The 22,745-nt window shown below is 44.4% G+C and carries 20 protein-coding genes and 1 riboswitch; of the genes, 9 read left to right on the top strand and 11 right to left on the bottom strand.

Annotation, left to right across the window (positions count from 1 at the left end; all coding sequences use genetic code 11):
• Nucleotides 1-68: 68 nt before the first annotated feature.
• Nucleotides 69-464 (bottom strand): hypothetical protein, encoded by a 396-nt coding sequence (locus XZ46_RS16315; protein ID WP_006620051.1) that lies wholly within the window; start codon nucleotides 462-464, stop codon nucleotides 69-71.
• Between the two features lie 521 nt (nucleotides 465-985).
• Here XZ46_RS16315 and XZ46_RS16320 point away from each other — a divergent pair.
• Together XZ46_RS16320 and XZ46_RS16325 are read left to right on the top strand one after the other, a co-directional pair.
• Nucleotides 986-3,406 carry a sucrose synthase gene (locus XZ46_RS16320; RefSeq protein WP_008057219.1) on the top strand — a complete coding sequence of 807 codons (2,421 nt, stop codon included), beginning with the start codon at nucleotides 986-988 and terminating at the stop codon, nucleotides 3,404-3,406.
• 153 nt (nucleotides 3,407-3,559) lie between these two features.
• Nucleotides 3,560-4,420 carry a peptidoglycan-binding domain-containing protein gene (locus XZ46_RS16325; protein WP_006624815.1) on the top strand — a complete coding sequence of 287 codons (861 nt, stop codon included), beginning with the start codon at nucleotides 3,560-3,562 and terminating at the stop codon, nucleotides 4,418-4,420.
• 324 nt (nucleotides 4,421-4,744) lie between these two features.
• On the opposite strand, the gene XZ46_RS16330 is transcribed toward XZ46_RS16325, so the two are convergent.
• The gene (locus XZ46_RS16330; RefSeq protein ID WP_006624814.1) at nucleotides 4,745-4,960 is read right to left on the bottom strand and encodes an AbrB/MazE/SpoVT family DNA-binding domain-containing protein; all 216 of its coding nucleotides are present in this window, start codon (nucleotides 4,958-4,960) and stop codon (nucleotides 4,745-4,747) included.
• 2,889 nt (nucleotides 4,961-7,849) lie between these two features.
• On the opposite strand from XZ46_RS16330, the gene XZ46_RS16335 reads away from it, so the two are divergent.
• The 4 genes from XZ46_RS16335 to XZ46_RS34420 all read left to right on the top strand — a co-directional run bounded on the left by XZ46_RS16335 (nucleotide 7,850) and on the right by XZ46_RS34420 (nucleotide 10,913).
• A complete protein-coding gene (locus tag XZ46_RS16335) occupies nucleotides 7,850-8,920 on the top strand; it encodes an RNA-guided endonuclease InsQ/TnpB family protein (RefSeq protein WP_008048887.1) in 1,071 nt (356 codons plus the stop codon).
• 67 nt (nucleotides 8,921-8,987) lie between these two features.
• The gene (locus tag XZ46_RS38085; protein WP_008048888.1) at nucleotides 8,988-9,188 is read left to right on the top strand and encodes an ArsR family transcriptional regulator; all 201 of its coding nucleotides are present in this window, start codon (nucleotides 8,988-8,990) and stop codon (nucleotides 9,186-9,188) included.
• Nucleotides 9,189-9,520: 332 nt separating this feature from the next.
• Nucleotides 9,521-10,756 (top strand): WD40 repeat domain-containing protein, encoded by a 1,236-nt coding sequence (locus XZ46_RS16345; protein WP_008048889.1) that lies wholly within the window; start codon nucleotides 9,521-9,523, stop codon nucleotides 10,754-10,756.
• Complete coding sequence (locus tag XZ46_RS34420; protein WP_157234364.1) at nucleotides 10,740-10,913, top strand: hypothetical protein; 174 nt, start codon at nucleotides 10,740-10,742, stop codon at nucleotides 10,911-10,913. The genes XZ46_RS16345 and XZ46_RS34420 overlap by 17 nt, the downstream gene beginning before the upstream one ends.
• 417 nt (nucleotides 10,914-11,330) lie before the next feature.
• Here XZ46_RS34420 and XZ46_RS16350 read toward each other — a convergent pair whose 3' ends face one another.
• The 6 genes from XZ46_RS16350 to XZ46_RS16375 form a co-directional block, all read right to left on the bottom strand.
• Nucleotides 11,331-12,107 carry an ABC transporter ATP-binding protein gene (locus XZ46_RS16350; protein ID WP_008048890.1) on the bottom strand — a complete coding sequence of 259 codons (777 nt, stop codon included), beginning with the start codon at nucleotides 12,105-12,107 and terminating at the stop codon, nucleotides 11,331-11,333.
• Between the two features lie 65 nt (nucleotides 12,108-12,172).
• Nucleotides 12,173-13,030: an ABC transporter permease gene (locus tag XZ46_RS16355; RefSeq protein WP_008048891.1), complete on the bottom strand. Its 858-nt coding sequence runs from the start codon at nucleotides 13,028-13,030 to the stop codon at nucleotides 12,173-12,175.
• Between the two features lie 164 nt (nucleotides 13,031-13,194).
• A complete protein-coding gene (locus XZ46_RS16360; RefSeq protein ID WP_008048892.1) occupies nucleotides 13,195-14,199 on the bottom strand; it encodes an ABC transporter substrate-binding protein in 1,005 nt (334 codons plus the stop codon).
• Between the two features lie 202 nt (nucleotides 14,200-14,401).
• Nucleotides 14,402-15,127, bottom strand: a complete 726-nt coding sequence (gene hypB / locus XZ46_RS16365; protein WP_008048895.1) for a hydrogenase nickel incorporation protein HypB — start codon at nucleotides 15,125-15,127, stop codon at nucleotides 14,402-14,404.
• On the bottom strand, nucleotides 15,111-15,497 hold the full coding sequence (gene hypA, locus XZ46_RS16370) for a hydrogenase maturation nickel metallochaperone HypA (RefSeq protein WP_008048897.1): 387 nt from the start codon (nucleotides 15,495-15,497) through the stop codon (nucleotides 15,111-15,113). Before hypA ends, hypB begins: the two co-directional genes overlap by 17 nt.
• A gap of 78 nt (nucleotides 15,498-15,575) precedes the next feature.
• The gene (locus tag XZ46_RS16375; RefSeq protein ID WP_008048899.1) at nucleotides 15,576-16,781 is read right to left on the bottom strand and encodes an agmatinase family protein; all 1,206 of its coding nucleotides are present in this window, start codon (nucleotides 16,779-16,781) and stop codon (nucleotides 15,576-15,578) included.
• 78 nt (nucleotides 16,782-16,859) lie between these two features.
• Nucleotides 16,860-17,008: riboswitch (guanidine-I (ykkC/yxkD leader) on the bottom strand.
• 165 nt (nucleotides 17,009-17,173) lie between these two features.
• Between XZ46_RS16375 and XZ46_RS32770 the strand changes: the two genes are divergently transcribed.
• Complete coding sequence (locus tag XZ46_RS32770; protein ID WP_228116604.1) at nucleotides 17,174-17,443, top strand: WD40 repeat domain-containing protein; 270 nt, start codon at nucleotides 17,174-17,176, stop codon at nucleotides 17,441-17,443.
• Here XZ46_RS32770 and XZ46_RS34425 read toward each other — a convergent pair.
• Both XZ46_RS34425 and XZ46_RS16385 read right to left on the bottom strand, forming a co-directional pair.
• Nucleotides 17,349-17,570, bottom strand: a complete 222-nt coding sequence (locus tag XZ46_RS34425) for a hypothetical protein (protein WP_152344065.1) — start codon at nucleotides 17,568-17,570, stop codon at nucleotides 17,349-17,351. The two genes, XZ46_RS32770 and XZ46_RS34425, sit on opposite strands and share 95 nt — an antisense overlap.
• 380 nt (nucleotides 17,571-17,950) lie before the next feature.
• Complete coding sequence (locus tag XZ46_RS16385) at nucleotides 17,951-19,033, bottom strand: ISKra4-like element ISAtsp10 family transposase (protein ID WP_008048903.1); 1,083 nt, start codon at nucleotides 19,031-19,033, stop codon at nucleotides 17,951-17,953.
• 1,311 nt (nucleotides 19,034-20,344) lie between these two features.
• Between XZ46_RS16385 and XZ46_RS16395 the strand changes: the two genes are divergently transcribed.
• Both XZ46_RS16395 and XZ46_RS16400 read left to right on the top strand, forming a co-directional pair.
• A complete protein-coding gene (locus XZ46_RS16395; protein WP_071829358.1) occupies nucleotides 20,345-21,508 on the top strand; it encodes an RNA-guided endonuclease InsQ/TnpB family protein in 1,164 nt (387 codons plus the stop codon).
• A gap of 241 nt (nucleotides 21,509-21,749) precedes the next feature.
• On the top strand, nucleotides 21,750-21,944 hold the full coding sequence (locus XZ46_RS16400) for a hypothetical protein (protein WP_039932137.1): 195 nt from the start codon (nucleotides 21,750-21,752) through the stop codon (nucleotides 21,942-21,944).
• Here the strand turns inward: XZ46_RS16400 and XZ46_RS16405 are convergent.
• Entirely contained in the window at nucleotides 21,939-22,697 is a 759-nt protein-coding gene (locus XZ46_RS16405) for an MBL fold metallo-hydrolase (protein ID WP_006624811.1), read from the bottom strand. The two genes, XZ46_RS16400 and XZ46_RS16405, sit on opposite strands and share 6 nt — an antisense overlap.
• Nucleotides 22,698-22,745 lie beyond the last annotated feature (48 nt).

A 22,745-nucleotide genomic window follows, 5' to 3' on the forward strand; every position in this document is an offset into this window, starting at 1 on the left:
GGGAAATAGGGTCATTGGTTGGGGGATAGTCAAGACAGTTCAACTTCCCAATTTTTGGCTAAATATGATTAGGTATCAGTCCCAGATGTTCTCTGACTTATGGCTCGAACTAAATCAACTAATCCATTAGCCAACCGAGACGCAACCACAGTTCCCTCAAACTCAAATTCATGATTTTGTAAGGCTTCAACCAACATCCATTTACCTGTTTCTGTTAATAAAACCATTGGGACTTGGTTTTCTTTATGAATCTCAATCGCCCCAGCATTTTTGAGATCCTCATAGAGTCCCTGATAAATCCCGACTTTCTTACCTTGTCGTTTTTGTTTGACTTTACTGGTCAGATCACTTTTCTTAACCTTAGTCTGTGTTCCTCCCAACGCCCATAATGTCAGAAGCAAACGGGCTTTAGCCTTATCATCCATTTCACCCGTGATGGGTTTCGGCGTATTGTTGTAATCCATTGTTGACATATCACTTATAGATTGAGAGACCAAAATACCATCAGATTGTACAACAAATAATAATTAATCTAATAATTCGGATCATAACTATACCTAACAACAGATTAGGGACCCAGGTATAAGGGGAAAGCTAAATCATAGAAAACTACCATATTTCTATGAAATCATGCGATCGCCTTCCCGGGGGATCAGGATCTAAATCATCATTTCACCATTTTTGATGAAATAGCGCCCACCCCCTAAGTATATTGTCCCAACCAGAGTCACCCCCATTAGCATAACCCCCCATTTCAGGGATATTTAAGTCTCCACCCCTCTCCCTGACAGATATGGGAAATCAGAAAATAGCCAAAATACAAGACCCATCAACATATCACCATATCACCATAAATTTTTGTCAAACCTTCCCAGCCAAAATCTATACTGGGTAAGATGTGTGATCAACAAACGAAGACCTATAAATCAAGCCAGGGTTAGGGATAACCACAACATCGACAAGAAACTAATCAGGAGAATTTTTCATGTCCGAACTCATTCAGAACGTAATTGATAGCGACGAAAAACAGGATCTGCGACAATTCGCTAGTGAACTGAGAATCTCAGAAAAGCGATATTTACTCCGCAATGATATCCTACAAGCCTTTGCTGATTATTGCCTTAAATTTCAAAAATCAGATCATTTTGTTCATAGTTCTAACCTCAGTAAACTGATTTACTATACCCAAGAAATTATTCTCGAAAATGAAAGCATTTGCTTGATTGTACGTCCCCAGATAGCCACCCAGGAAAGGTTTCGTCTCCGACCTGATCTATCCGTTGATGTCATGAGTGTTCAGGAATTGCTCGATTTACGAGATCACTTCGTGGACCATCACCATCCCCATGAAGGTAATATTTTCGCCATAGACTTTGGCCCCTTTTATGACTATTCTCCCCAACTGCGAGACTCCAAAAATATCGGTAAAGGAGTCCGTTATCTCAACCGCTATTTATCGAGCAAACTCTTTCAAGACTCTAATCAATGGCTGGAATCTCTGTATCAATTTCTGAGCCTCCATTCTTATAATGGCTTACAATTAATGATTAACGATCGCATCACTAATCAAAACCAACTTTCCCACGCCATTAAAAAAGCCATTTCATTACTTAATAAGCGTTCCCCCAAAGAACCCTACGAAAACTTCCGGTTTGAATTGCAAGAAATTGGCTTTGAACCCGGATGGGGAAATACCGCCAGACGCGCCTTAGAAACCCTAGAAATGCTAGACGAACTTCTGGACTCTCCCGACCATCAAGTTTTAGAAGCATTCCTCGCTCGTATTCCCATGATTTTCCGTATCGTTTTAGTCTCTATTCATGGCTGGTTTGGTCAGGAAGGGGTCTTAGGTCGTCCTGATACAGGCGGTCAAGTTGTCTATATTTTAGACCAGGCGCGTAGCTTAGAAATGGAACTAGAGGAAGAATTGAAACTCTCGGGCTTGAGTGTTTTGGGGGTGCAACCAAAAGTGATGATTTTAACTCGTTTAATTCCTCATAGTGATGGAACTCGTTGTCATCAACGATTAGAAAAAGTTTATGGCACTAAAAATGCCTGGATTCTCAGGGTTCCCTTCCGGGAATTTAACCCTAATGTTACCCAAAACTGGATATCTCGGTTTGAGATATGGCCTTACCTAGAAACTTTTTCTATTGATGCTGAAACTGAAATTTTGGCGGAGTTCCAAGGTCGCCCTGATTTAATTGTTGGCAATTATTCTGATGGTAATTTGGTGGCATTTTTGCTGTCTAAACGCCTGAATGTTATTCAGTGTAATGTAGCTCATGCTTTAGAAAAATCTAAATATGTGTTTAGTGATTTGTACTGGCAGAATATGGAGGATAAATATCATTTCTCCTTGCAATTTACCGCCGATTTGATTGCTATGAATGCCGCTAATTTTATTATTAGCAGCACCTATCAAGAAATTATTGGCACTACTGATAGTGTCGGTCAGTATGAGTCTTATAAGTCTTATACTATGCCCGGTTTATATCATGTGGTCAATGGTATCGAACTATTTAGCCCGAAATTTAATGTGGTTCCCCCTGGGGTCAATGAGACCATTTTCTTCCCCTATACTCGCACCGAAGAACGCATATCAAGCGATCGCCAACGACTAGAAAATTTGATTTTTCACCTGGATGACCCTAGCCAAGTGTTTGGGAAATTGGCTGACCCAACTAAACCACCCCTATTTTCTGTCGCTCGTTTAGACCGGATTAAAAATATCACTGGTTTGGTAGAATGCTATGGTCAACATCCCGAACTCCAAGAAAAAGCTAACTTGATTTTTATTGCGGGAAAACTGCGGGTTGAAGATTCTAGCGACTATGAAGAAGCCGAAGAAATTCAAAAGATGTATCATCTCATTGAGCATTATAATCTTTATGATAAAGTTCGCTGGATCGGTGTCCGTCTTTCTAAAACTGATACCGGGGAAATGTATCGGGTAATTGCTGACCATCATGGTGTCTTTGTACAACCGGCTCTATTTGAAGCCTTTGGGTTAACTATTTTAGAAGCCATGATATCCGGTTTACCTACCTTTGCTACTCAATTCGGTGGACCCCTGGAAATTATCAAAGATAAAATTAATGGCTTTTACATTAACCCCACTAACTATGACGAGACTGCTGCTAAGTTAGATGAGTTTCTGCTTCGATGTCAATATAATATTGGCTTCTGGAATGAAATTTCTCAACGGGGCATGGATCGGGTTTACAGCAGCTATACTTGGAAAATACACACTTCCCGATTGTTGACTCTTACCCGCGTCTATGGGTTCTGGAAATATATCTCTAAAGAAAAACGCGCCGATATGATGCGCTATTTGGAGGCTTTATTCTATTTGATCTATAAACCCAGGTCTCAGGAGTTATTACAACAGCATCTACAGCGTTAGAGATAGCTTGGTCTCCGCGAACCGGGCTAGAGATTTGAGTCATTTGGGATCGGTTTGAGTGTGTCGGAAAACCGATCCGGATGTTACAATGTGATCTCGGATAGCTTAACTAACAGCTATAACCTCAAACCATAACACGCACGCTTAGTCATAATGGGTATCAAAACTGCTATCATTGCTGGCATCATGGCTTTAGCAATTCCCAGCTTTACAGGTCCCGCGATCGCCACGTCCGGGACTAGATCGGCGATCGCAGAGTCCGAAATTGAACGACTTCTCCAACTAACCCAAGATCGTCGGAGTTTCTCTGATGATCAAAGTCTATTCTCGGAACCGTTTTATCAGCCAGAACAGCCAACAGGCGATCGTCGCACTTTGGCTGACCCTTTCTACCAACCCAGTGAGGAAATTCGCGAAGAAACTACCTTTGCTGAACCTTTCTACCAACCCAGTGAGGAAATTCGCGAAGAAACTACCTTTGCTGAACCTTTCTACCAACCCAGTGAGGAAATTCGCGAAGAAACTACCTTTGCTGAACCCTTCTATCAACCTGAAGAAAACCAGGTTCGACCTAGGGAAATGACCCTAGCGCGAGGAACTGAAGGAGCACAGGTCGCCGGTTTACAGCAGCGCCTGGAAGTACATGGCTTTTCTGTCGGTCGTATAGATAGTCTCTTTGGTCCCCGCACTGAACGATCCCTCATTCAGTTTCAATTGGCTAAGGGTCTCAGACCTACTGGAGTGGTCGATCGCAGCACTTGGCAGGCTCTCTCAAAAGATCCTCACCAGCAGACTATAGCAGAAACTCTCATTAAACAAGGCGATCGCGGTTCTAAAGTCAGAACTCTGCAAACTCGCCTAGAGTTGACTGGACATGATCCGGGTCCTGTTGATGGTATATTTGGTCCGAAAACTTTGTCGGCTGTCTCTGACTTTCAGTTGGCTATGGGCTTAGAAGCTACCGGGGTTGTAGATGAAAAAACCTGGAAAGTTTTAGGCGATCGCTCTAACTAGGTTATCAACCTGCCGCTTTTTTTAAAAAAATTATGGCCCGCCCGCCTTAGTAAATAGGGGTTGACACGGCGGCGCTAGTTGGCTATGATAGGAGTATGTTAAATAATGGTATGTGAGAAAAAATAATATTTTCGCAAATATTCCCATTATATTAGAGTGTAGCACGGACTGCCAGAAAAAGATAGGGTTTTCTGAAAAAAAAAGCGCGGGGGCGCGCCCAGAAAATTTTTTTTTGGTCACCTAGGTTTACTTTTCCGAAATTCCCGGCGGGGGAAAAATGCGATCGCCCCAATTCTCAGGACATTGAGGCACGGGGATTTTGACTCACCATTGGTCGTCCGGCTGTGTTTCGGAACGCCGTTCTCGAATCAGTTCGTCGGCGAGACTTACACCGTTTGAAATATCTTTAAAAATTCCCCGGAGTTTTTGGACTTGCTCACGCCAACTGACCAGACGCAGGCTGCCATCTTTTTCAAGGGTTAAAGTGAGTTGATCGCCCGCTTGCAGGTTCAGTTGTTTCCGCACAGGTTCGGGAATCATTAACTCGCCGGTTTCTTCTAGGTTAACGGTGTATTGTTCCAGGGGGGGAGCAAGAATTTAATCCAAGATTTGCTTTACATCTTAGGACAATAAGGTACAATACCCAAAAAGATTCGCAACTCAATAATGAATATACGGTCAAACCCCAGACCATGCCAAATTTCCCTGACGACATACTCATCAAGTCGGATTCTTCATGGTAAAATCCAATCATGGTGCGAGACGTTTAGGAGTCAAATAAGGCTGCAATGCCTGAAATAACCTCCTAGTGAGACTTTCACCCCTTGGTGAAATATAAGGGACTCGTACCCTGACCATCCCATAACTGTTTATATGTCCCAACGTTTGGTATAGAAATATACAAAACAAGGCAGGGAACTCAAGGTCAAAACGCCCAACTGGAAATATTAATGATTCCTTAACAATTGCGTTGAGAGTAACGGCGATAGCCACCCCCAGTTTTGGGAATCATAACCCCAGGATTGAAGCGGGGAACGGAAGGCGTGAAGTAGAACCTACTACCAAATGCGACCACTGCCAACCATCCATGATTAGGGAAACCGAATGTCCGGCTTGAACCATCGTAATGATTTAGCAGCGAAACAGGTTGATACGCTGCGTTCAAAAGAGCAAGGGGAAAAGTAGGGTAATCATGACATCACCTACACAGACTTTTAAAAGTACCCCGGTGGAGAGGACAAATCTAAAGATGGAATGCCCGTATAAACGGAACGTTTAAACCCCTTTTAGGCTCTCAAGTGGCAGGATGTACCTGCGGAGTAGTGAAAGTGTAAGCGTATACCTTTAAGGGGAAAGGATGTGACTGAAAGCCAATGCCTAACTGTAATGGTTAGGATATGCCCACTAGTCACGGTGTGGATATAGAGACTGCGACAATTAGGAGTGTTTACGACGAAAGCGAGTTTAAACACTACGATGTTGTATTTAGCTCCAAAAGTTGAAATCACAAAAGCAGGGAGTCGTTACCCTGTTCCCGATGTCAAAAGGGGTATCCACATCAGGAGCCGTGTGATGTGAAAGTATCAAGCACGGTTTTGAATTGGAGTTGGGGAAGGCGACTTCCCTTTCGACCATAACCGTGCGAGACGTTTAGGAGTGAAATAGGGATGCAATGCCCGAAATAGCCTCCTAGTGGGACTTCCACCCCTTGGTGGAATATAAGGGACTCGTATCCTGACCATCCCATAACTGTTTATATGTCCCGACGCTTGGAGAAATCTGAGCAAGGCAGGGGACTCAAGGTCATAAACAAACTGAGAAATCAGGGAGTAGAGAGTAAAGGCGATAGCCACCCCCAATTTCAGGATACACGATTCTGGGATTGAAGCGGGGAACGGAAGGCGTGAGGTAGAACCTACTACCAAATGCGACCACTGCCAACCATCCATGACTAGGGAAACCGAATGTCTGGCTTGAACCATCGTAATGATTTAGCAGCGTAATAGGTTGCCACGCTGCGCTCAAAAGAGCAAGGGGAAAAGTAGGGTTTTGCATAAAACACCTACACAGACCTTTTTAAGTACCCCGGTGGAGAGGACAAGTCTAAAGATGGAATGCCCATATAAACGGAACGTTTAAACTCCTCATTGGTTCTCCTTATCAAAAAAGTGAGCAATATTACTCACAAGGAGTAGTGAAAAGTGTAAGCGTATAGTGCGAGACGTTCGGGTATGAAATAGGGCTGAAATGCCCGAAATAACTACCCGGTGAGGATTCCAGCTCCGAATCTGGATATAAGGAGACCTCTCCTGACCATCCTCATAACTGGTTATATGTCCCGACGCTTAGGGAACTAAGCAAGGCAGGGAACTCAAGGTCATAAACGAACTGAGAAATCAGGGAGTAGAGAGTAACGGCGATAGCCACCCCCAGTTTTGGAAATCATAACTCCAGGATTGAAGCGGGGAACGGAAGGCGTGAGGTAGAACCTACTACCAAGACGCGACCACTGCCAACCATCTATGATTAGCAAGACCGAATGTCCGACTTGAACCATCGTAATACACTAGCAGCGAAATAGGTTGACACGCTGCGCTCAAAAGGGCAAGGGGAAAAGTAGGGGGTTCGTGCGACTACCTACACAGACCTTTAAAAGTACCCCGGCGGAGAGGACAAATCTAACGATGGAATGCCCATATAATCGGAACGTTGTCACCCCTCTAATGCTCTGCCTATAAACAAGTGAGTAATGCTATTCACAAGGCAGTAGTGAAAAATGTAAGCGCATGCTTAGAGGGTGAAGGATGTGACCAGAAGCTAAAGCCCAATTGTCATGGTTGGGATATGCCCACAGGTCACGGTGGGGATATAGATACTGCGGTCAGTAAGAGTATAATGGCGAGGACGAGTTTAAAGACTACGTGGTGCATATAGCTCTGAACATCGAAGTAGAAAGCAGGTCTCTTGATTCTGCTCCTTTGACAAATAGGGTATCCACACCAGGAGCCGTGTGATGGGAAACTATCAAGCACGGTTCTGAATGGGAGAGGGTGAAGGTGACTTCACTCTCGACCCCTAACCCATTGAGGGGAAAGGATGTGACTGAAAGCCAATGCCTAATTGTAATGATTAGGATATGCCCACTAGTCACGGTGTAGATATAGAGACTGCGACAAGTAGGAGTAATATGACGAGAGCGAGTTTAAAGACTACGAGTTGTATGCCAAGCTCCCAAAGTTGGAATCATAAAGCGGGGGTTCGTAACCCTGTTCCTAGTGACAAAAAGGGTATCTACATTAGGAGCCGTATGAGGTGAAAGTCTCAAGTACGGTTTGGAAGTGGAGTTGGGGAAGGTGACTTCCCTTTCGACCATAACCAATCAAAGCTTTCCGGACAAAACTCAAACTCAATGACCGTCATCGCACCTTGATGGCCAAACACGCGGGGTATGCTCGGTTCGTGTTTAATTGGGGATTACACTTATGGAGGTCAGCTTATGAAGAGGGACTCAAGCCTAATATAAACTCCATTAAAAAGGTTTTTACTAATTATGTGAAACCTCAATATCCTTGGATGTCCGAATTGTCTTCTAAAGTTGATCAATATGCCTTCATTAATCTAGGGGATGCCTTTAAGCGCTTCTTCAAGGGAATAAGCAGTTATCCTAAATTTAAGAAGAAAGGCCACCATGATAGTTTTACGCTTGACAATTCCGGACAGCCATTCAATCTGTCAGGAACTCGCCATAAGCTGCCTTTTGTGGGCTGGGTTTCTACATTTGAGGCTTTACCCGAAAGTTGGGTTAAGAAAGTCACCATAACGCGCCAAGCCGGTGACTGGTATATTAGCTTTTTTGTAGAAATCCCCCAAGAAATTACACCGAAATGTCGAGAGAGAATCGGAGTTGACCTAGGAATTAATACGTTGGCGACTTGCTCTGATGGGACAACATTCTCTAATCCCAAAGCTTATAAAGCAGCCCGCAAAAAACTGGCTCGATTACAACGCCATTTAAGTCGCAAAGTCAAGGACTCGAAAAATCGGGTCAAATGTCTATTAAAAGTCCAAAAGCTACATCAAAGGGTAGCAAACATTCGGCGGGACACCATTCATAAAATAACTACTTTTTTGGCTAAAAACCACAGCCAAGTAGTCATTGAAGACTTGAATGTGTCTGGAATGTTGAAAAATCATTGTTTGGCCGGTTCTATCGCTGACGCCTCATTTTATGAGTTTCGTAGGCAACTCAGTTACAAGGCAGAACGCTATGGGTCAAAGTTGATGATTGCGGATAGATTTTATCCATCCAGTCAACTTTGTTCTAACTGTGACCATCGTCAAAAAATGCCGTTAAGCCAGCGGACTTTTGAATGTCAAAACTGTGGTCTGGTGATAGATCGTGACTTGAATGCGAGCATAAATTTAGAAAAATCGCCGGGCTCCGACGATTACACTTGTGGACGGGGTGCTGCCGACAGTCCCGGACGAAGCAAGAAATAAACATCAATATCCGGCTATGTCCGGGTTTGTGTAAGTTTTATAGAGCAGTGTACAATCGAGTATCGAATTGCTTAATGCGATTAGTGACCAACCTCGAACCTATGCCGAAATAGCTGCGATGACTCAGCTTCATCCCAATACCGTCAGCCAAAAATTGAATGTTTTGAGTGAATTTTTTCATATTAAGTTTGGCACAAATACGGCGTATGCACCATCGACTAAAAGAGGAGGGAGGCTTCGCAAATTAGCTGAAAAAGTTTCAAATTAAATCAAAAATAACTTTATTAAGACAAACATAGTACGGAGGTTGGAAACGCTTACGCAGGTTAATACCCAGGGGAGTTCATGCCACCCATTTAGCCAAAAAGTTTCCGAAATCGTTCGATTCTTCCCTAGTGTTGGGGGGTAATGATGCGGCAAAAAAATCTGCTAAATTGCCCCAGATTTGGAAAAGTGGGCGAATTTTGTGCAGTTGACGAAGGAACCCGAGGTGATAACCTATTTTGTCCCCGAAACTGCCCAGGCTTAGTTTGCTAATCAACTGCAACTCAGGTAGCATTCCAATTCAAAAATTCAAAATTATCAGGAAAATTACAAGTCATGTCAAAAAATTTAATCAAGAGTCAAAGGGGATTAGATGAAAAGATTACACACCCTTTATATTGTTTATTAGGTGGTATTAAATTTGTTACAAAACAGCGATTTTACTTGGGGGTAGGGATTTTTGCAGCATCCTTAATTGTCTCTACAATTACCGAGGTATTCGCTCTGCCGATTGGAAATCCCGTGCGAACGTTGGACACAAACAAGAATCTTCTAGCGAATTATCTCACTCAAAACGCCATCCCGGTCTCCGAGTCCTATAAACTTCAACATCCAGATCCGGTCATCATCGCCAGTTTCAGCCCAGACGGGAAACAAATCCTCACCGCCTCTGGGGAAATCGCGCGGGTCTGGGACCACCGTGGTCAACTTATTGCCGAACTGACCGACCATCCAGATAACGTTATCAGCGTCAACTTCAGCCCGGACGGGGAGAGCATCCTCACCGCTGCCGGTGACATCGCCCGGGTATGGGACAGCCTGGGTCAACTGCTTATCGAACTTGTCGGCCACCAAGGTCCAGTCCTTAGTGCTAGTTTCAGCCCGGACGGGGAGAGCATCCTTACCGCTGCTGGTGATGACACCGCCCGGGTATGGGACCGCCGTGGCAATCAAATTGCTGAACTTGTCGGACATCAGGGTTCAATCATCAGCGCGAGTTTCAGCCCAGACGGGGAATATATCCTCACTGCCTCTTTGGACAAAACTGCAAGAGTTTGGGACCGCCAGGGTCAACTTATTGCGGAACTCAAAGGCCATGAAGGTTGGGTTATCAGTGCCAGTTTCAGCCCAGACGGGGAACACATCCTCACCGCCTCGATGGACAAGACTGCCCGGGTATGGGACCGCCGTGGTCAGCTTGTAGCTAACCTTACCGGCCATCAGGGTACGCTCATCAGCGCCAGTTTCAGTCCTGATGGGAACTACATCGCCACCGCCTCATCGGATAGTACCGCCCGGGTTTGGGACCTTCCTGGGCAGGTTGTGGCGGAACTTACCGGCCATCAGGGTCGGGTCTACACCGCCAGTTTCAGCCCGGATGGGGAGCGCATCGTCACGGCTGCAGATGACAACACCGCCCGGGTATGGGACCGCAGTGGTCAGCTTGTGGCAGACCTCACCGGCCATAAAGGTATGGTTTTTAGCGCTAGTTTCAGCCCAGATGGGGAAAGCATCGTCACCGCCTCCTGGGACAAAACTGCGCGGGTATGGCGTCTTGACAGTTTGGAATAGTGCGGGTATTCTAACAAAAAAAATCACCAAACTTGATGCGATCGCACCGAAGAAGTCTGTATTTAAGCCTATCTTAGCCAACGACACCGAAAAACGGCTTGTTACAATTAAATGGGTTTTAAGTAAGAATGAAAGCACCCGGTTGTGGTATATTTAAGGTGATTTTATGGTATTGTTTTCGGGGCATAAGAAGTGGATTTTTATAACTCTATTAGTCCCGATAGCAGCTAATTTTTTTGAATTACTTTGATGTTGTAGGGGCAAATGTAAATAATCAAGTGCAATGCATCAAATCAACTGCGGTCGGTATCATCATTTTCACTCATTAAATTTCATTAATAATTTGAAAATATCAAAATTTTCTCGTTCCCCAATATTCTTAAAATCACAGAGTTCGTACTCGGTGGTACGACTCGCCAATCCAGATTGGATGCAAGCTATTATTGTTGATTACAGCCTTGAGTTAGGTACGAATAATCTCAATAATTTGTATCTAAAGCTATCATGAATAAAACAGCTTTAGATACAAATTTTCAAAGTTTATTTTTCCCTAATCCTTAAAATTGAGCGAGGTTTATCCGGCGAGGGGAATTTCTGCTAAAGTTCCACGAAGTAAGCCCATGATATGATATTTATAGTCTTGGAATTTGGCTGCTCGTCGAATTTGATAAGTACGTTTTTCCGGCAACGAAATATTCACTTCTTCTTGGATTTTCCCAGGATGAGCCGTTAGAATATAAATCCGTTGAGATAAAAAGACCGCTTCTTCAACATCATGGGTAATCATTAAAATGGTGGTGCGGGTTTGCTCCCAAATTTGTAATAAAAATTGTTGCATCACTTCTTTGGTTTGTACATCCAAGGCCCCAAAGGGTTCGTCCATTAACAAAATTTTGGGTTGGCAGGCTAAAGCCCGGGCGATCGCTACCCGTTGTTTCATGCCACCGGAGAGTTCTTTGGGGAATGCCCGGGCAAACTGAGATAAGCCAACGATGTCTAAATAATAGGCGGCCTGTTGTCGCCGTTGCGATCGCGAAAATCCGTGCAGTTTCAAACCGAAGGTGACATTCTCTAGGACATTCATCCAGGGATACAGGGTGTAATGTTGAAATACCATACCGCGATCGGGTCCGGGACCCATGACGGGGATTCCATCCACTAAAATTTCTCCGGAGGTGGGGACATCCAACCCGGCGATTGCCCGCAGCAAAGTTGATTTACCCGAACCCGAAGCACCTACAGCGCAGACAAATTCGCCTTCTTCAATATGCATATTGATATTTTCTAAGGCAGTGATTGAACCGCGTCGGTTCGGGAATTCTTTATAAAGGTTAGAAACGTGTAAGTTCATAATTTGGTTCCTCCATCAAGAGTTAAATAAAAAAGGTGGTTTGTAGCAAACTAAGCCGGGTAAAATTACTGGATGGACCATCGGCAGGATAAGCGTAGCAACAACCTAAATAGTAGGTCGATCGCCAACCCAATTAAGCCAATCACAATTAACCCGGCAAAAATTTCATCGGTCCTGAGAAATCTCTGAGCGACACTGATTCGCCGTCCCAATCCTTCTGTAGCTGCGACTAATTCCGAGACAATAACTAAGTTCCAGGATGCGGCCATATTCACCCGAGAGGCATCGATAATGCTAGGGAGAATAAAGGGAAAAATCACTTGCAAAATAACCTGGTGGCGGCTTCCTCCTAGGGTGTATGAAGTTTCAATTAATTCTTTGGGTACGAACTTGACGGCATCCATAACCATTAACGTATTGAAAAATAAAGTGCCAATAAAAATGAGTAATATTTTAGGGGTTTCTCCTACGCCGCAGTATAAAATGAGCAAGGGAATAAAGGCGGGGGCTGGCATATAGCGGACGATGCCAATAATCGGTTCGAGTAGCGCTCGCAAGCTGGCAAAGGTTCCCATGAGGGTCCCTAATGGGATGGAGATAGCGGCAGCTAAAGTAAACCCGCTCAGAACGCGAAACAAGCTATAAAAGATATCTTTAGGCAGTTCCCCGGTTCCCCACAAATGGCCGATCGCCTTGAGCACCTGTTCTGGGGTAGGCAAAAATAAGGGTTGAACGACTCCGGCATGGGAAATTAACCACCACAGCATCATTGGAATGGCGATCGACAGCGCCATCAAACTCCAACTCAGGGATTTAGGAATATCATCAGCAATCCCCCAAAATAGGCTAGGTTTCAATGTTCGGTCTTCTGTTTGGCATGGCATTGAACCATCCGGTTCGCTATAGTTTGACTGTAGTTTCATGATTTTTGAACTTAAAACGTCAGGGCAATTTATTTTTTTGTATGTGGACTCCATTTTAATTTAAAGTCCCATTATTCTTCCACCTCTCCAACCCCAGGTGTCTAGGAAGACCCTCTTTCTGAGACTTGGCTGATTCTGGCTGTTTTTGCAGACTCTCTGACCGATTAGTTTTGGGCTTCTGCGTAGGCTTTCACGAATTGGGCATCAAAAATTTGAGTGAGGTCCGGCTTGGCTTTTGCTAAACCACTTTCAAACAAAAAATTACTGGTTCTTTCCGCTGCATAATATAAAGAACTCATGTCATTACCCGGGGTAAACGCTTTGAGGTTATCCGCTAAGGTGAAAATTTGGGTCCCTTCGGCATAGCTTTGATAATCTTCCACAGAAACCCCTGCCCGTTGTGCCATAATTTGTTGGGCGGCTGCTGGATTTTCTTCCATAAAGCTGACCGTATCAAACCAGGTATTGACCAGGGCTTGTACGGCTTCTGGACGGTTTTGAATTAGCTGTCGGCTGACTACTAAATGATCCGGAATCGCCCCGGGAAAATCTTTGGAGCTAAACAATTCTTTACTGCCCGGACGTTGTAATGCTTGGGTGGTAAAGGGTGCGAATACCCCCACTGCATCTACTTGTCCGGCGACAAAGGCCGCCGCCGCTGCACCCGTTTCCAACGGCTGTAAATTAATATCCGCCTGGGTCAAACCAGCCTGTTCTAACCCCAGTAAGAGCAGGAAATGATCCACGGTTCCTTCTTCTACAGCGATGCTTTTTCCTCTGAGGTCCGCAACCGTATTGATGCCTTCTCGAACAATAATTTTATCATTGCCGGTTGAATTGTCATTGACTAAAACAATCACCTGATCCGAACCGGCTGCAACCGAGGCAATCGTATCATTTAACGTTTGAGTATTGGCATCCAATTGACCTGCTGTCATGGCATTAATGGAGTCTAAATAGCCATCAAACCAGATTAAATTAACTGCGACATTATTGGCGGCAAACAGTTGTTCTTGTTGCGCGACTTCCCAAGGTAACCAACCGGGCCATGCACTATATCCCATCCGAACGGGGATATCATTCCCCGTCGGAGAGGGAGCGCAACTGATATTTATACTTAAGCTAAGTAAAAATACTCCAATGAAAGATAAAATTTTACGACGTTTCATGGGTCCTCCTGAGTTGATAGTCAGTGGAAAGCTCATGGTTCGATCTATACCATTTATCCCATTTTCAAATGGTAATTAATCCTACAAAATTCTGTGGAAAATGCTTATATGGGGAAGCGTTTTGCTTGAAGGGGAACGGAATCCGGGAGAGGTGGCGCGCTGGGCGATCGCCTTTCTGCCCGGGTTGCGATCGCCCCTCCTTTTAATGCCCGAATGCTGCTACATTCGGGGGGTTAGCTTCTGAAGTAACGGGAGCAAAACGACCCACTTGCGATCGCACCCAGTCGTACCACAACGCTAGTCCTTCCCCTGTTTTGGCTGACACCGGAATGATTGTCACATGAGGATTCATCTGCCGCACGTTCTCTTCAATCCGGGAAATTTCAATATCCAAATAGGGCGCTAAATCAATTTTGGTAATTAACAAACAATCCGCTTGCTGAAACATCACCGGATATTTGAGGGGTTTATCTTCCCCTTCCGTGACACTCAGCAGCGCCACCTTGGCGTGTTCTCCCACCTCAAATTCAGCGGGGCAAACTAAATTGCCGACATTTTCGACCAACACTAAATCAAATTCTGACGGTTCGTAGGAGTAGGCCAGTTGGTGAATGCCTCCCGATACCATTTTAGAATCTAAATGGCAAGAACGCCCGGTATTAATGGCAATCACAGGCACTCCATACTTTCGCAGGCGCTCTGCATCCAGTTCCGTGGTCATATCCCCTTCAATGACCACCATTTTTACCGTATCATTTAACGCGGCCAACGTGCGCTCTAATAGCACCGTTTTTCCCGCACCGGGACTGCTCATAATATTTAAACAAGTCAGCCCCCATTCATCGAAATGAGCACGATTATCATCGGCCCCGGCTTGATTAACATGGAGCAAATTAATTCCAAGGGCGGCGTCAAAAGTTTGATGCATGAATTGGGGTCTCCTGGGTTTCTAAATGGTACTCGATTCTGTCTATTTTTAATTCCCGTCCTGAGCGAATATCTTCCAGAGGGGATTGGCAGGTGGGACAAGCATATTGCAATCCGATTTCTGGAGCATACTCCTGCTGGCAACAATGACAAAAAGCAATCAATGGCGTTTCTTTAATCTTGAGTTTTACTCCCTCTAAAAACGTATTGCGCGTTTGCACCTCAAAGGCAAACTGTAAGCTGACGGGTTCTACACAGGTGAATTTGCCGATAATCAAATGCAAATCTACAATTTTCGGCGGTTCGGGTTGTGCATCCCACCAATCTTTCACCGTAAAAATCAGCGCCTTGGTTAAATCAGTTTCATGCACGGTCGATTTAGGTTGTTGTTGGTCAGGTTTTCCACTTACTCTAGGCGGAAGAGATTTATTACGCCTCTACCTGAGTCACTATCTCACCACTAATTCGGGTTGAGCTTCTGGATGAATATAATAGGGCTTTTCTTTGCGAGGCAATTGCCCGGATAACACCAAATGGGCCATCGTATCGCAAATCACCCGAGTTGCCATCAAGGCGGTAATGTCGCTGATATCGTAAGGGGGAGAAACTTCTACCACCTCTAAGCCACAAACCGGGGCGCGTTGCACAATTTTCCCTAACAAATAGAGGGCCTCCCTGGGTAGTAAACCCCCAGGTTCCGGCCATCCGGTACCGGGGACAAAACCGGCATCAATGCAATCAATATCAAAACTAATATAGACGCAGTCTGTGCCGTCTAAAGCTCGTTCTAAGGCAAACTCTACCGCTGCATCTAAACCCATTTCGGTGATGTCAGTGACGGTTAAAATATTAGTGGCCCTTTCCCGACAAACTTTCACCCCTTGACGGGGAACTTGCCATCCTCCGATGCCAAGTTGTACTAGATTTTGAGGGGGTGCATTCTTGATATTGGTCGCATGAAACCAGGGACAGGTATGCATCCGCTCATCTAAATCAGTTTCCTGGGTATCCACATGGCGGTCAAAGTGAATAATCCCAACTTTTTTATCCCCTAAATGACGACAAATCCCCCGGACTGTGGGATATCCAATGGAATGATCCCCCCCGAGAATAATTGGAAATGCACCGGAACTAAAGATATGGGCAATCCCTTTGGAAATTTGGTCGAATGACTTTTCGTTGTTGGCCGGAATAGTAAAGATATCCCCCGCATCACAAATTGTAATTTGCTCACGCAAATCAACGCCAAGTTCAAAATTGTAGGGGCTATAAAGGGCGGAAATGCGCCGGATTCCTTGGGGGCCAAATCGCGTACCGGGACGATAAGTCGTCCCCGAATCGTGAGGAACACCCACGACGGCGACATCATAGTTCCCCACCTGCCGCACGTCTTCTAAATAAGGCGCTTTTAAAAAGGTGTTAATCCCGGCATAATGCGGCAGTTCTCCCCGAGAAAAAGTTGGAATACTGCGATCTTGGATGCTATCTGCGCCTTCGAGGCCATATTCCAAACCTTTGGAAACTTCTTGCTGCCACCCGGTCATCGGCAACTGTGCTTCTCGTTCCAAAGCGCGACTCGCTTCGGTTGCTCTAATCGGTTGAGAATTGTTAGAGGAATGAGAATTCGGATTTTGAAACGTCGGTTCTTCAGTCATTTTTTAGCACCAATCTTGTTTTATTTGAACGGCAAAAACAACAATGCCCGAGAAGTCATAACAGTTCAACTGTTATAGACCTCCCGGGCTTTTATCCCGCCGTGTAACCAAGGCCTAATTGATGATATGGCTATCCATATCTAAAAAACCATTTTAGGCTGGCTTGCTTCTCTCGGACCAGTCATCTAAACCCAAAGATTCAAATCGGAACCCTAGAAGCACTAATTTTGCTGTACGATGTCCTAATATGTACGAACATCGCTTAAGAGAACTACTTATTGCTCTCGATATTACAGTTATAGCAATTCTTGCGAAGACAAACCGTATTAAAAGTTACCGTTTCGTAAATTTATAGTCAGTCAGAGAAAAATCAGAAAATTGTAAAGAATTGTATCGAGAACCAGAGTGCTACATTTAGTCCTGATGGTAGCCAAATTGTCACGGCTAGTCAGGATGGAACCGCCCGGTTGTGGGATACCCAAGGTAATCTGATTGCGGTGTTCCAAGGGCATCAGGATTGGGTCTACAGTGCCTCGTTTAGTCCCGATGGCAAGCATATTCTCACGGCTAGTGGAGCCGCATTAAGCCGATCGCTAACTTGGCAAACACACGACCGACACCGGGGCGATCGACATTCACGCAACCTGCACCGGGGCAACTGACACCGGGGCGATCGACATTCACGCAACCTGCACCGGGGCGATCGACATTCACGCAACCTGCACCGGGGCGATCGATATTCACGCAACCTGCACCGGGGCAACTGACACCCGGGCGATCGATATTCACGCAACCTGCACCGGGGCAACTGACACAGACGCCAAAACAACCAGCAATCACGCAATCAACACCGGCACAACCAGCGAAACAACTCGTGCAATCCGAGGGAGCAATGATTTAGTCGGAGATTTGCTAGACATCTTAGGACAATAAAGCATAATACTCAAGAAAATTTGGGGAGCATCTCAATTTGGCAAAAATATTATCTTTCTAGGGTCGGATTATGGGAGGATCCTTCACCGGGGTTGCAGAGAAAAATATTGCTCAAATCTTGGAGCAAATTTATGGCAGAATAAAACGACCTAACTTCCCATATGGTAGTCAGATAAATTGGATAAAATATTAAGTGGTAAACTGTAAAAAAAATAAAAACTAACGGTCAATTCTGGTCACATTATGTACGCATCTAGGCTCCCATTAAGATAAGCACAGCGTAACCCTAAAATCTTCGTAATATTTTCCGAATTCCATTGAGCTCCAGCTAATTTTAATCGTTTGTCAATTTGCTTAACCCCTGACTCTACAGCCCCCGAGCCAATGGAACAAATTTGTTCTTTTTGAGCTTGCTCATAATTAATAATTCGGGATTCATGCTTGGTTAAATACGCCCTAAATTTAGAGGCTTGGTGACTTTTATACTTGAGCAATGAGGCTTTAGCCTCTATAACTTGGCCCTTCCAGAGTAACGCTTCGATTGTTTTCAGGTTCTTCTTTGAAGCTCTAACTTTAAAAAGATTTTCTTTAAGATGAAACCAATCTAAAATTTCCTGACGTTGTTCGGGGCTACCAATTTCTTTAAAAAGCTTCCAAATTCCGTCATGCCCATCTCCCAAATAGATGAGTGGATTCGTCGTTTTTTGACTATTAATCCAATCCGTTAAAGTTTGAGGGTCTTGAAAGGTTGCCCCATAGTAAATTCCTTGCATTCGCCCTACTTTATAATCTTTCCAGATACAAGAAACGCCTTTTTCTGGAGTACGCAATCTGACTTTACCTCCATCAATACAGACTTCACTTACAGGCTGTTTCGCTGAAGGAAAATCAAAGTCTGATTCATTAACTTGACGTTGTAAGGTACTATGAGAAACTTGGACACCTGTCAATACTTTTATGTCTTTTTCTCCCCTTTCATAAGAAGACTTAGCACTGACTAACCAACTACATTTTAACAAAAGGGGGCTAAGACGAGCATAGGAATTTATTCCCATAATCTGGGCTTGTTTACTGGTTAAAGTTACGGAACCTAAACAAGTTTTAAGTTTCCGTTTTTTTCCGTGAGTTGTTCCGGTAACTTGAGAAATAAAAAAAAATAAAAGTTTCGGCCCTATATAATCCAATATCTGTTGCCGTGTCATGGTTTCCAACATTTCCATGTCTTTTAGCTTACCTGAGTCCATCTGGCTGTACATAATTTCACCAATTTCTTGGATACAGGCGTCAAGGCGTTCTAACTGTTCAGGAGTCAAGTTCATCAGATTCAATTAAATTCAACTCGATAAAATTTTATCACATCAAATCAAAAGAGCAGCGATGGAGTATTTAAATTGGATGCTTCTAGCTCATTCATACTGTGCAACGCCGCACCCAGTTGAGTTTCATGATTTCCCTTGTTGCCTCCAATTTAGACGGTGAACAACTTAGTACCGTTTAGCTTTCTGTAATTTTAAAGTTGGCAATCAGCAATTTTTTGAAAAGTTATAGGCTTGGGGTGGCCTCTAAGAAGTATTAGCTGCCAAAATGAGATGCTCCCAAAATTTGCCACTCAACAATGGATATATAGAGGTTCAGTGGACTCATGAGGTACGTTGCAAAGCCCTCGGATGTTCTGGGCCGCCGACGGTTTGGGGCTGCCCGAAGCCGTACCATACCCTTCTGGAGAAACGCTATACGGTTAAACCCCAAACCATGCCAAATTTCGCATTCCCCAAACTCAAGAAAGCCGGATTTATGATATAATTAAATCATGGGTGCGAGACGTTTAGGAGTGAAATAGGGATGCAATGCCCGAAATAGCCTCCTAGTGGGACTTCCACCCCTTTGTGGAATATAAGGGATTCACATCCCTGACCATCCCATAACTGTTTATATGTCCCGACGCTTGGAGAAATCTGAGCAAGGCAGGGGACTCAAGGTCATAAACAAACTGAGAAATCAGGGAGTAGAGAGTAAAGGCGATAGCCACCCCCAGTTTCAGGATACACAACCTTGGGATTGAAGCGGGGAACGGAAGGCGTGAAGTAGAACCTACTACCAAATGCGACCACTGCCAACCATCCATGACTAGGGAAACCGAATGTCTGGCTTGAACCATCGTCATTATTGAGTAGCGTAATAGGTTGCCACGCTGCGCTCAAAAGAGCAAGGGGAAAAGTAGGGTTTTCCATACAACACCTACACAGACCTTTTTAAGTACCCCGGTGGAAAGGACAAGTCTAAAGATGGAATGCCCATATAAACGGAACGTTTAAACCCCTTTTTTTAGGCTCTCGGCAGGTACATCTTGTTGAGTAGTGAAAGTGTAATCGTATGCCTTTAAGGGGAAGGGATGTGACTGAAAGCCAATGCCTAATTGTAATGGTTAGGATATGCCCACTAGTCACGGTGTAGATATAGTTACTGCAATCAACAGGAGTTTAACGGCGAAAGCGAGTTTAAACACTACGATGTTGTATTTAGCTCCAAAAGTTGAAGTACAAAAGCAGGGGTTGGTAACCCTGTTCCCGTTGCCAAGGGGTATCTACATCAGGAGCCGTGTGATGCGAAAGTATCAAGCACGGTTTTGAATGGGAGTGGGGGAAGGCGACTTCCCTCTCGACCCCTACCTTTACAAAGCTTTCCGTACCAAACTAAAACTCAATGACCGTCAAGCCACCTTGATGGCCAAACACGCTGGCTATGCTCGGTTTGTGTTCAATTGGGGATTACACTTATGGAGGTCAGCTTATGAAGAGGGACTCAAGCCTAATGTCAACTCCATCAAAAAGGTTTTTACAAATTATGTAAAACCTCAATATCCTTGGATGTCCGAATTGTCTTCTAAAGTTGATCAATATGCCTTCATTAATCTAGGGGATGCCTTTAAGCGCTTCTTCAAGGGAATAAGCAGTTATCCTAAATTTAAGAAGAAAGGCCACCATGATAGTTTTACGCTTGACAATTCCGGACAGCCATTCAATCTGTCAGGAACTCGCCATAAGCTGCCTTTTGTGGGCTGGGTTTCTACATTTGAGGCTCTACCCGAAAGTTGGGTTAAGAAAGTCACTATAGCCCGCCAAGCAGGGGACTGGTATATGAGCTTTTTCGTAGAAATCACACCAGAAATTACACCGAAATATCGAGAGAGAATCGGGGTAGACCTAGGAATTAACAATTGGGCGACTTGCTCCGATGGGACCCAATTCTCTAATCCCAAGGCTTATAAAGCAGCGACCAAAAAACTAGCCAGATTACAACGTCATTTAAGTCGCAAAGTCAAAGGCTCAAAAAATCGGGCCAAATGTCTCTTAAAAGTTCAAAAGCTACATCAAAGAGTCGCTAATATTCGCCGTGACACCATTCATAAAATCACTACTTTTTTGGCTAAAAACCACAGCCAAGTAGTCATTGAAGATTTGAATGTGTCAGGTATGCTGAAAAATCATGGTTTGGCGGGTTCTATCGCTGATGCTTCATTTTATGAGTTCCGTCGGCAACTAGGTGACAAGGCAGAACGTTATGGTTCAAAGTTGATTATTGCCGATAGATTTTATCCATCCAGTCAACTGTGTTCTAATTGCGGTTATCGTCAAAAAATGCCCCTAGTCCGTCGGACTTTTGAATGTCCAAACTGTGGCCTGAAGATTGATAGAGATTTGAACGCCAGTATAAATTTAGAAAAATTGCCGGGTTTCGACGATTACACTTGTGGACGGGGTGCTGCCGACAGTCCCGGACGAAGCCAGAAATAAACATCAATATCCGGCTATGTCCGGTTTTGTTTAAGTTTTATAGAGCAGACATAGATATTTTATATTTGCAATTTACACTGATGACCCTAGCCCGGATGCAAGGGTATTTATGATCGAACAAGCTGGCATTCTCGCCACGAAAATTGCTACCAGTGTGATCTAGTATATCAAAAAGTAGTGAAAAGGGGGTTGACACGGCGGCGCTAGTCGGCTATGATAGGAGTATATCACATAATTAGATGTGAGCCAAAATAATATTTTCGCAACTATCGCCATTATCTTATACTGTAGCACGGACTCCCTGAAAAAGATAGGGTTTTCTGAAAAAAAAGCGCGGGGGCGCGCCCAGAAAATTTTTTTTTGCCACCTAGGTTTACTTTTCCGAAATTCCCGGCTGGGGAAAAATGCGATCGCCTCTATGGAAAGCCAACTATAAATCAATAGCAAAACGTTCACCCGCCTGCGGATTAAGCACGCGAGTTTTCAGGTTATTGCGAGCGATGAGAGAGCGAAAATCTTCTAGGTTTCCGACTACCTTTAAAGCCGCAACTAATAATCCCTCATAGGAGACATCACCAGCGGCGGCGGTTGGTAATATCACCTGTGGCTGTACCATTTTGGTTAACTCTAGGGCGGATTTTGTGCCACGAATAATGGGACCTATCAAGGGTAAAGCCAAATCCATAATAGGAGTAATTACGACATCAATGGGAGCCAATTCTTTCAAAGTGGGGGAATGATAGCCGTGGGGTTCATAATAGAGACTGTGGTGAGTAGTAGTATCAGAGATAACATAGCCATTTTCCACCAAAGTCGGACCAATAGGGGAACCGGGAACCGCCCTAATTTCGATGCTCGCGCCCAGTTGAAAAGTCTCCCCATGATTCAAAGAATGAACCTGAGTATAACCCAATTCTCGCACCACCTTAGCCGCATTAGGGGAAGCGACGACGGGAATATTTTTATCGAGTATTTTTAAGGTAGGAATATGAGCATGATCTTCCAACCCCTGAGACAGAAGGATAGCATCAATGCGTTCGGGAATGGGGCGAGTTTTCTGTTTTTCCCCTTTAAATAACCAGGGTAAATTACCAAACACCAAAGACCCCACCAACCAAGGGTCAACCAGGATAGACTTACCAGCCATCTCCACTAACCAAGAGTTACTGTCCAACCAAGTTAGATACATAAGGTATAATTGCAGATTACATCAAGATTATATTGTGACACCAATCAG

Source organism: Limnospira indica PCC 8005 (assembly GCF_000973065.1).
Taxonomy (GTDB): domain Bacteria; phylum Cyanobacteriota; class Cyanobacteriia; order Cyanobacteriales; family Microcoleaceae; genus Limnospira; species Limnospira fusiformis.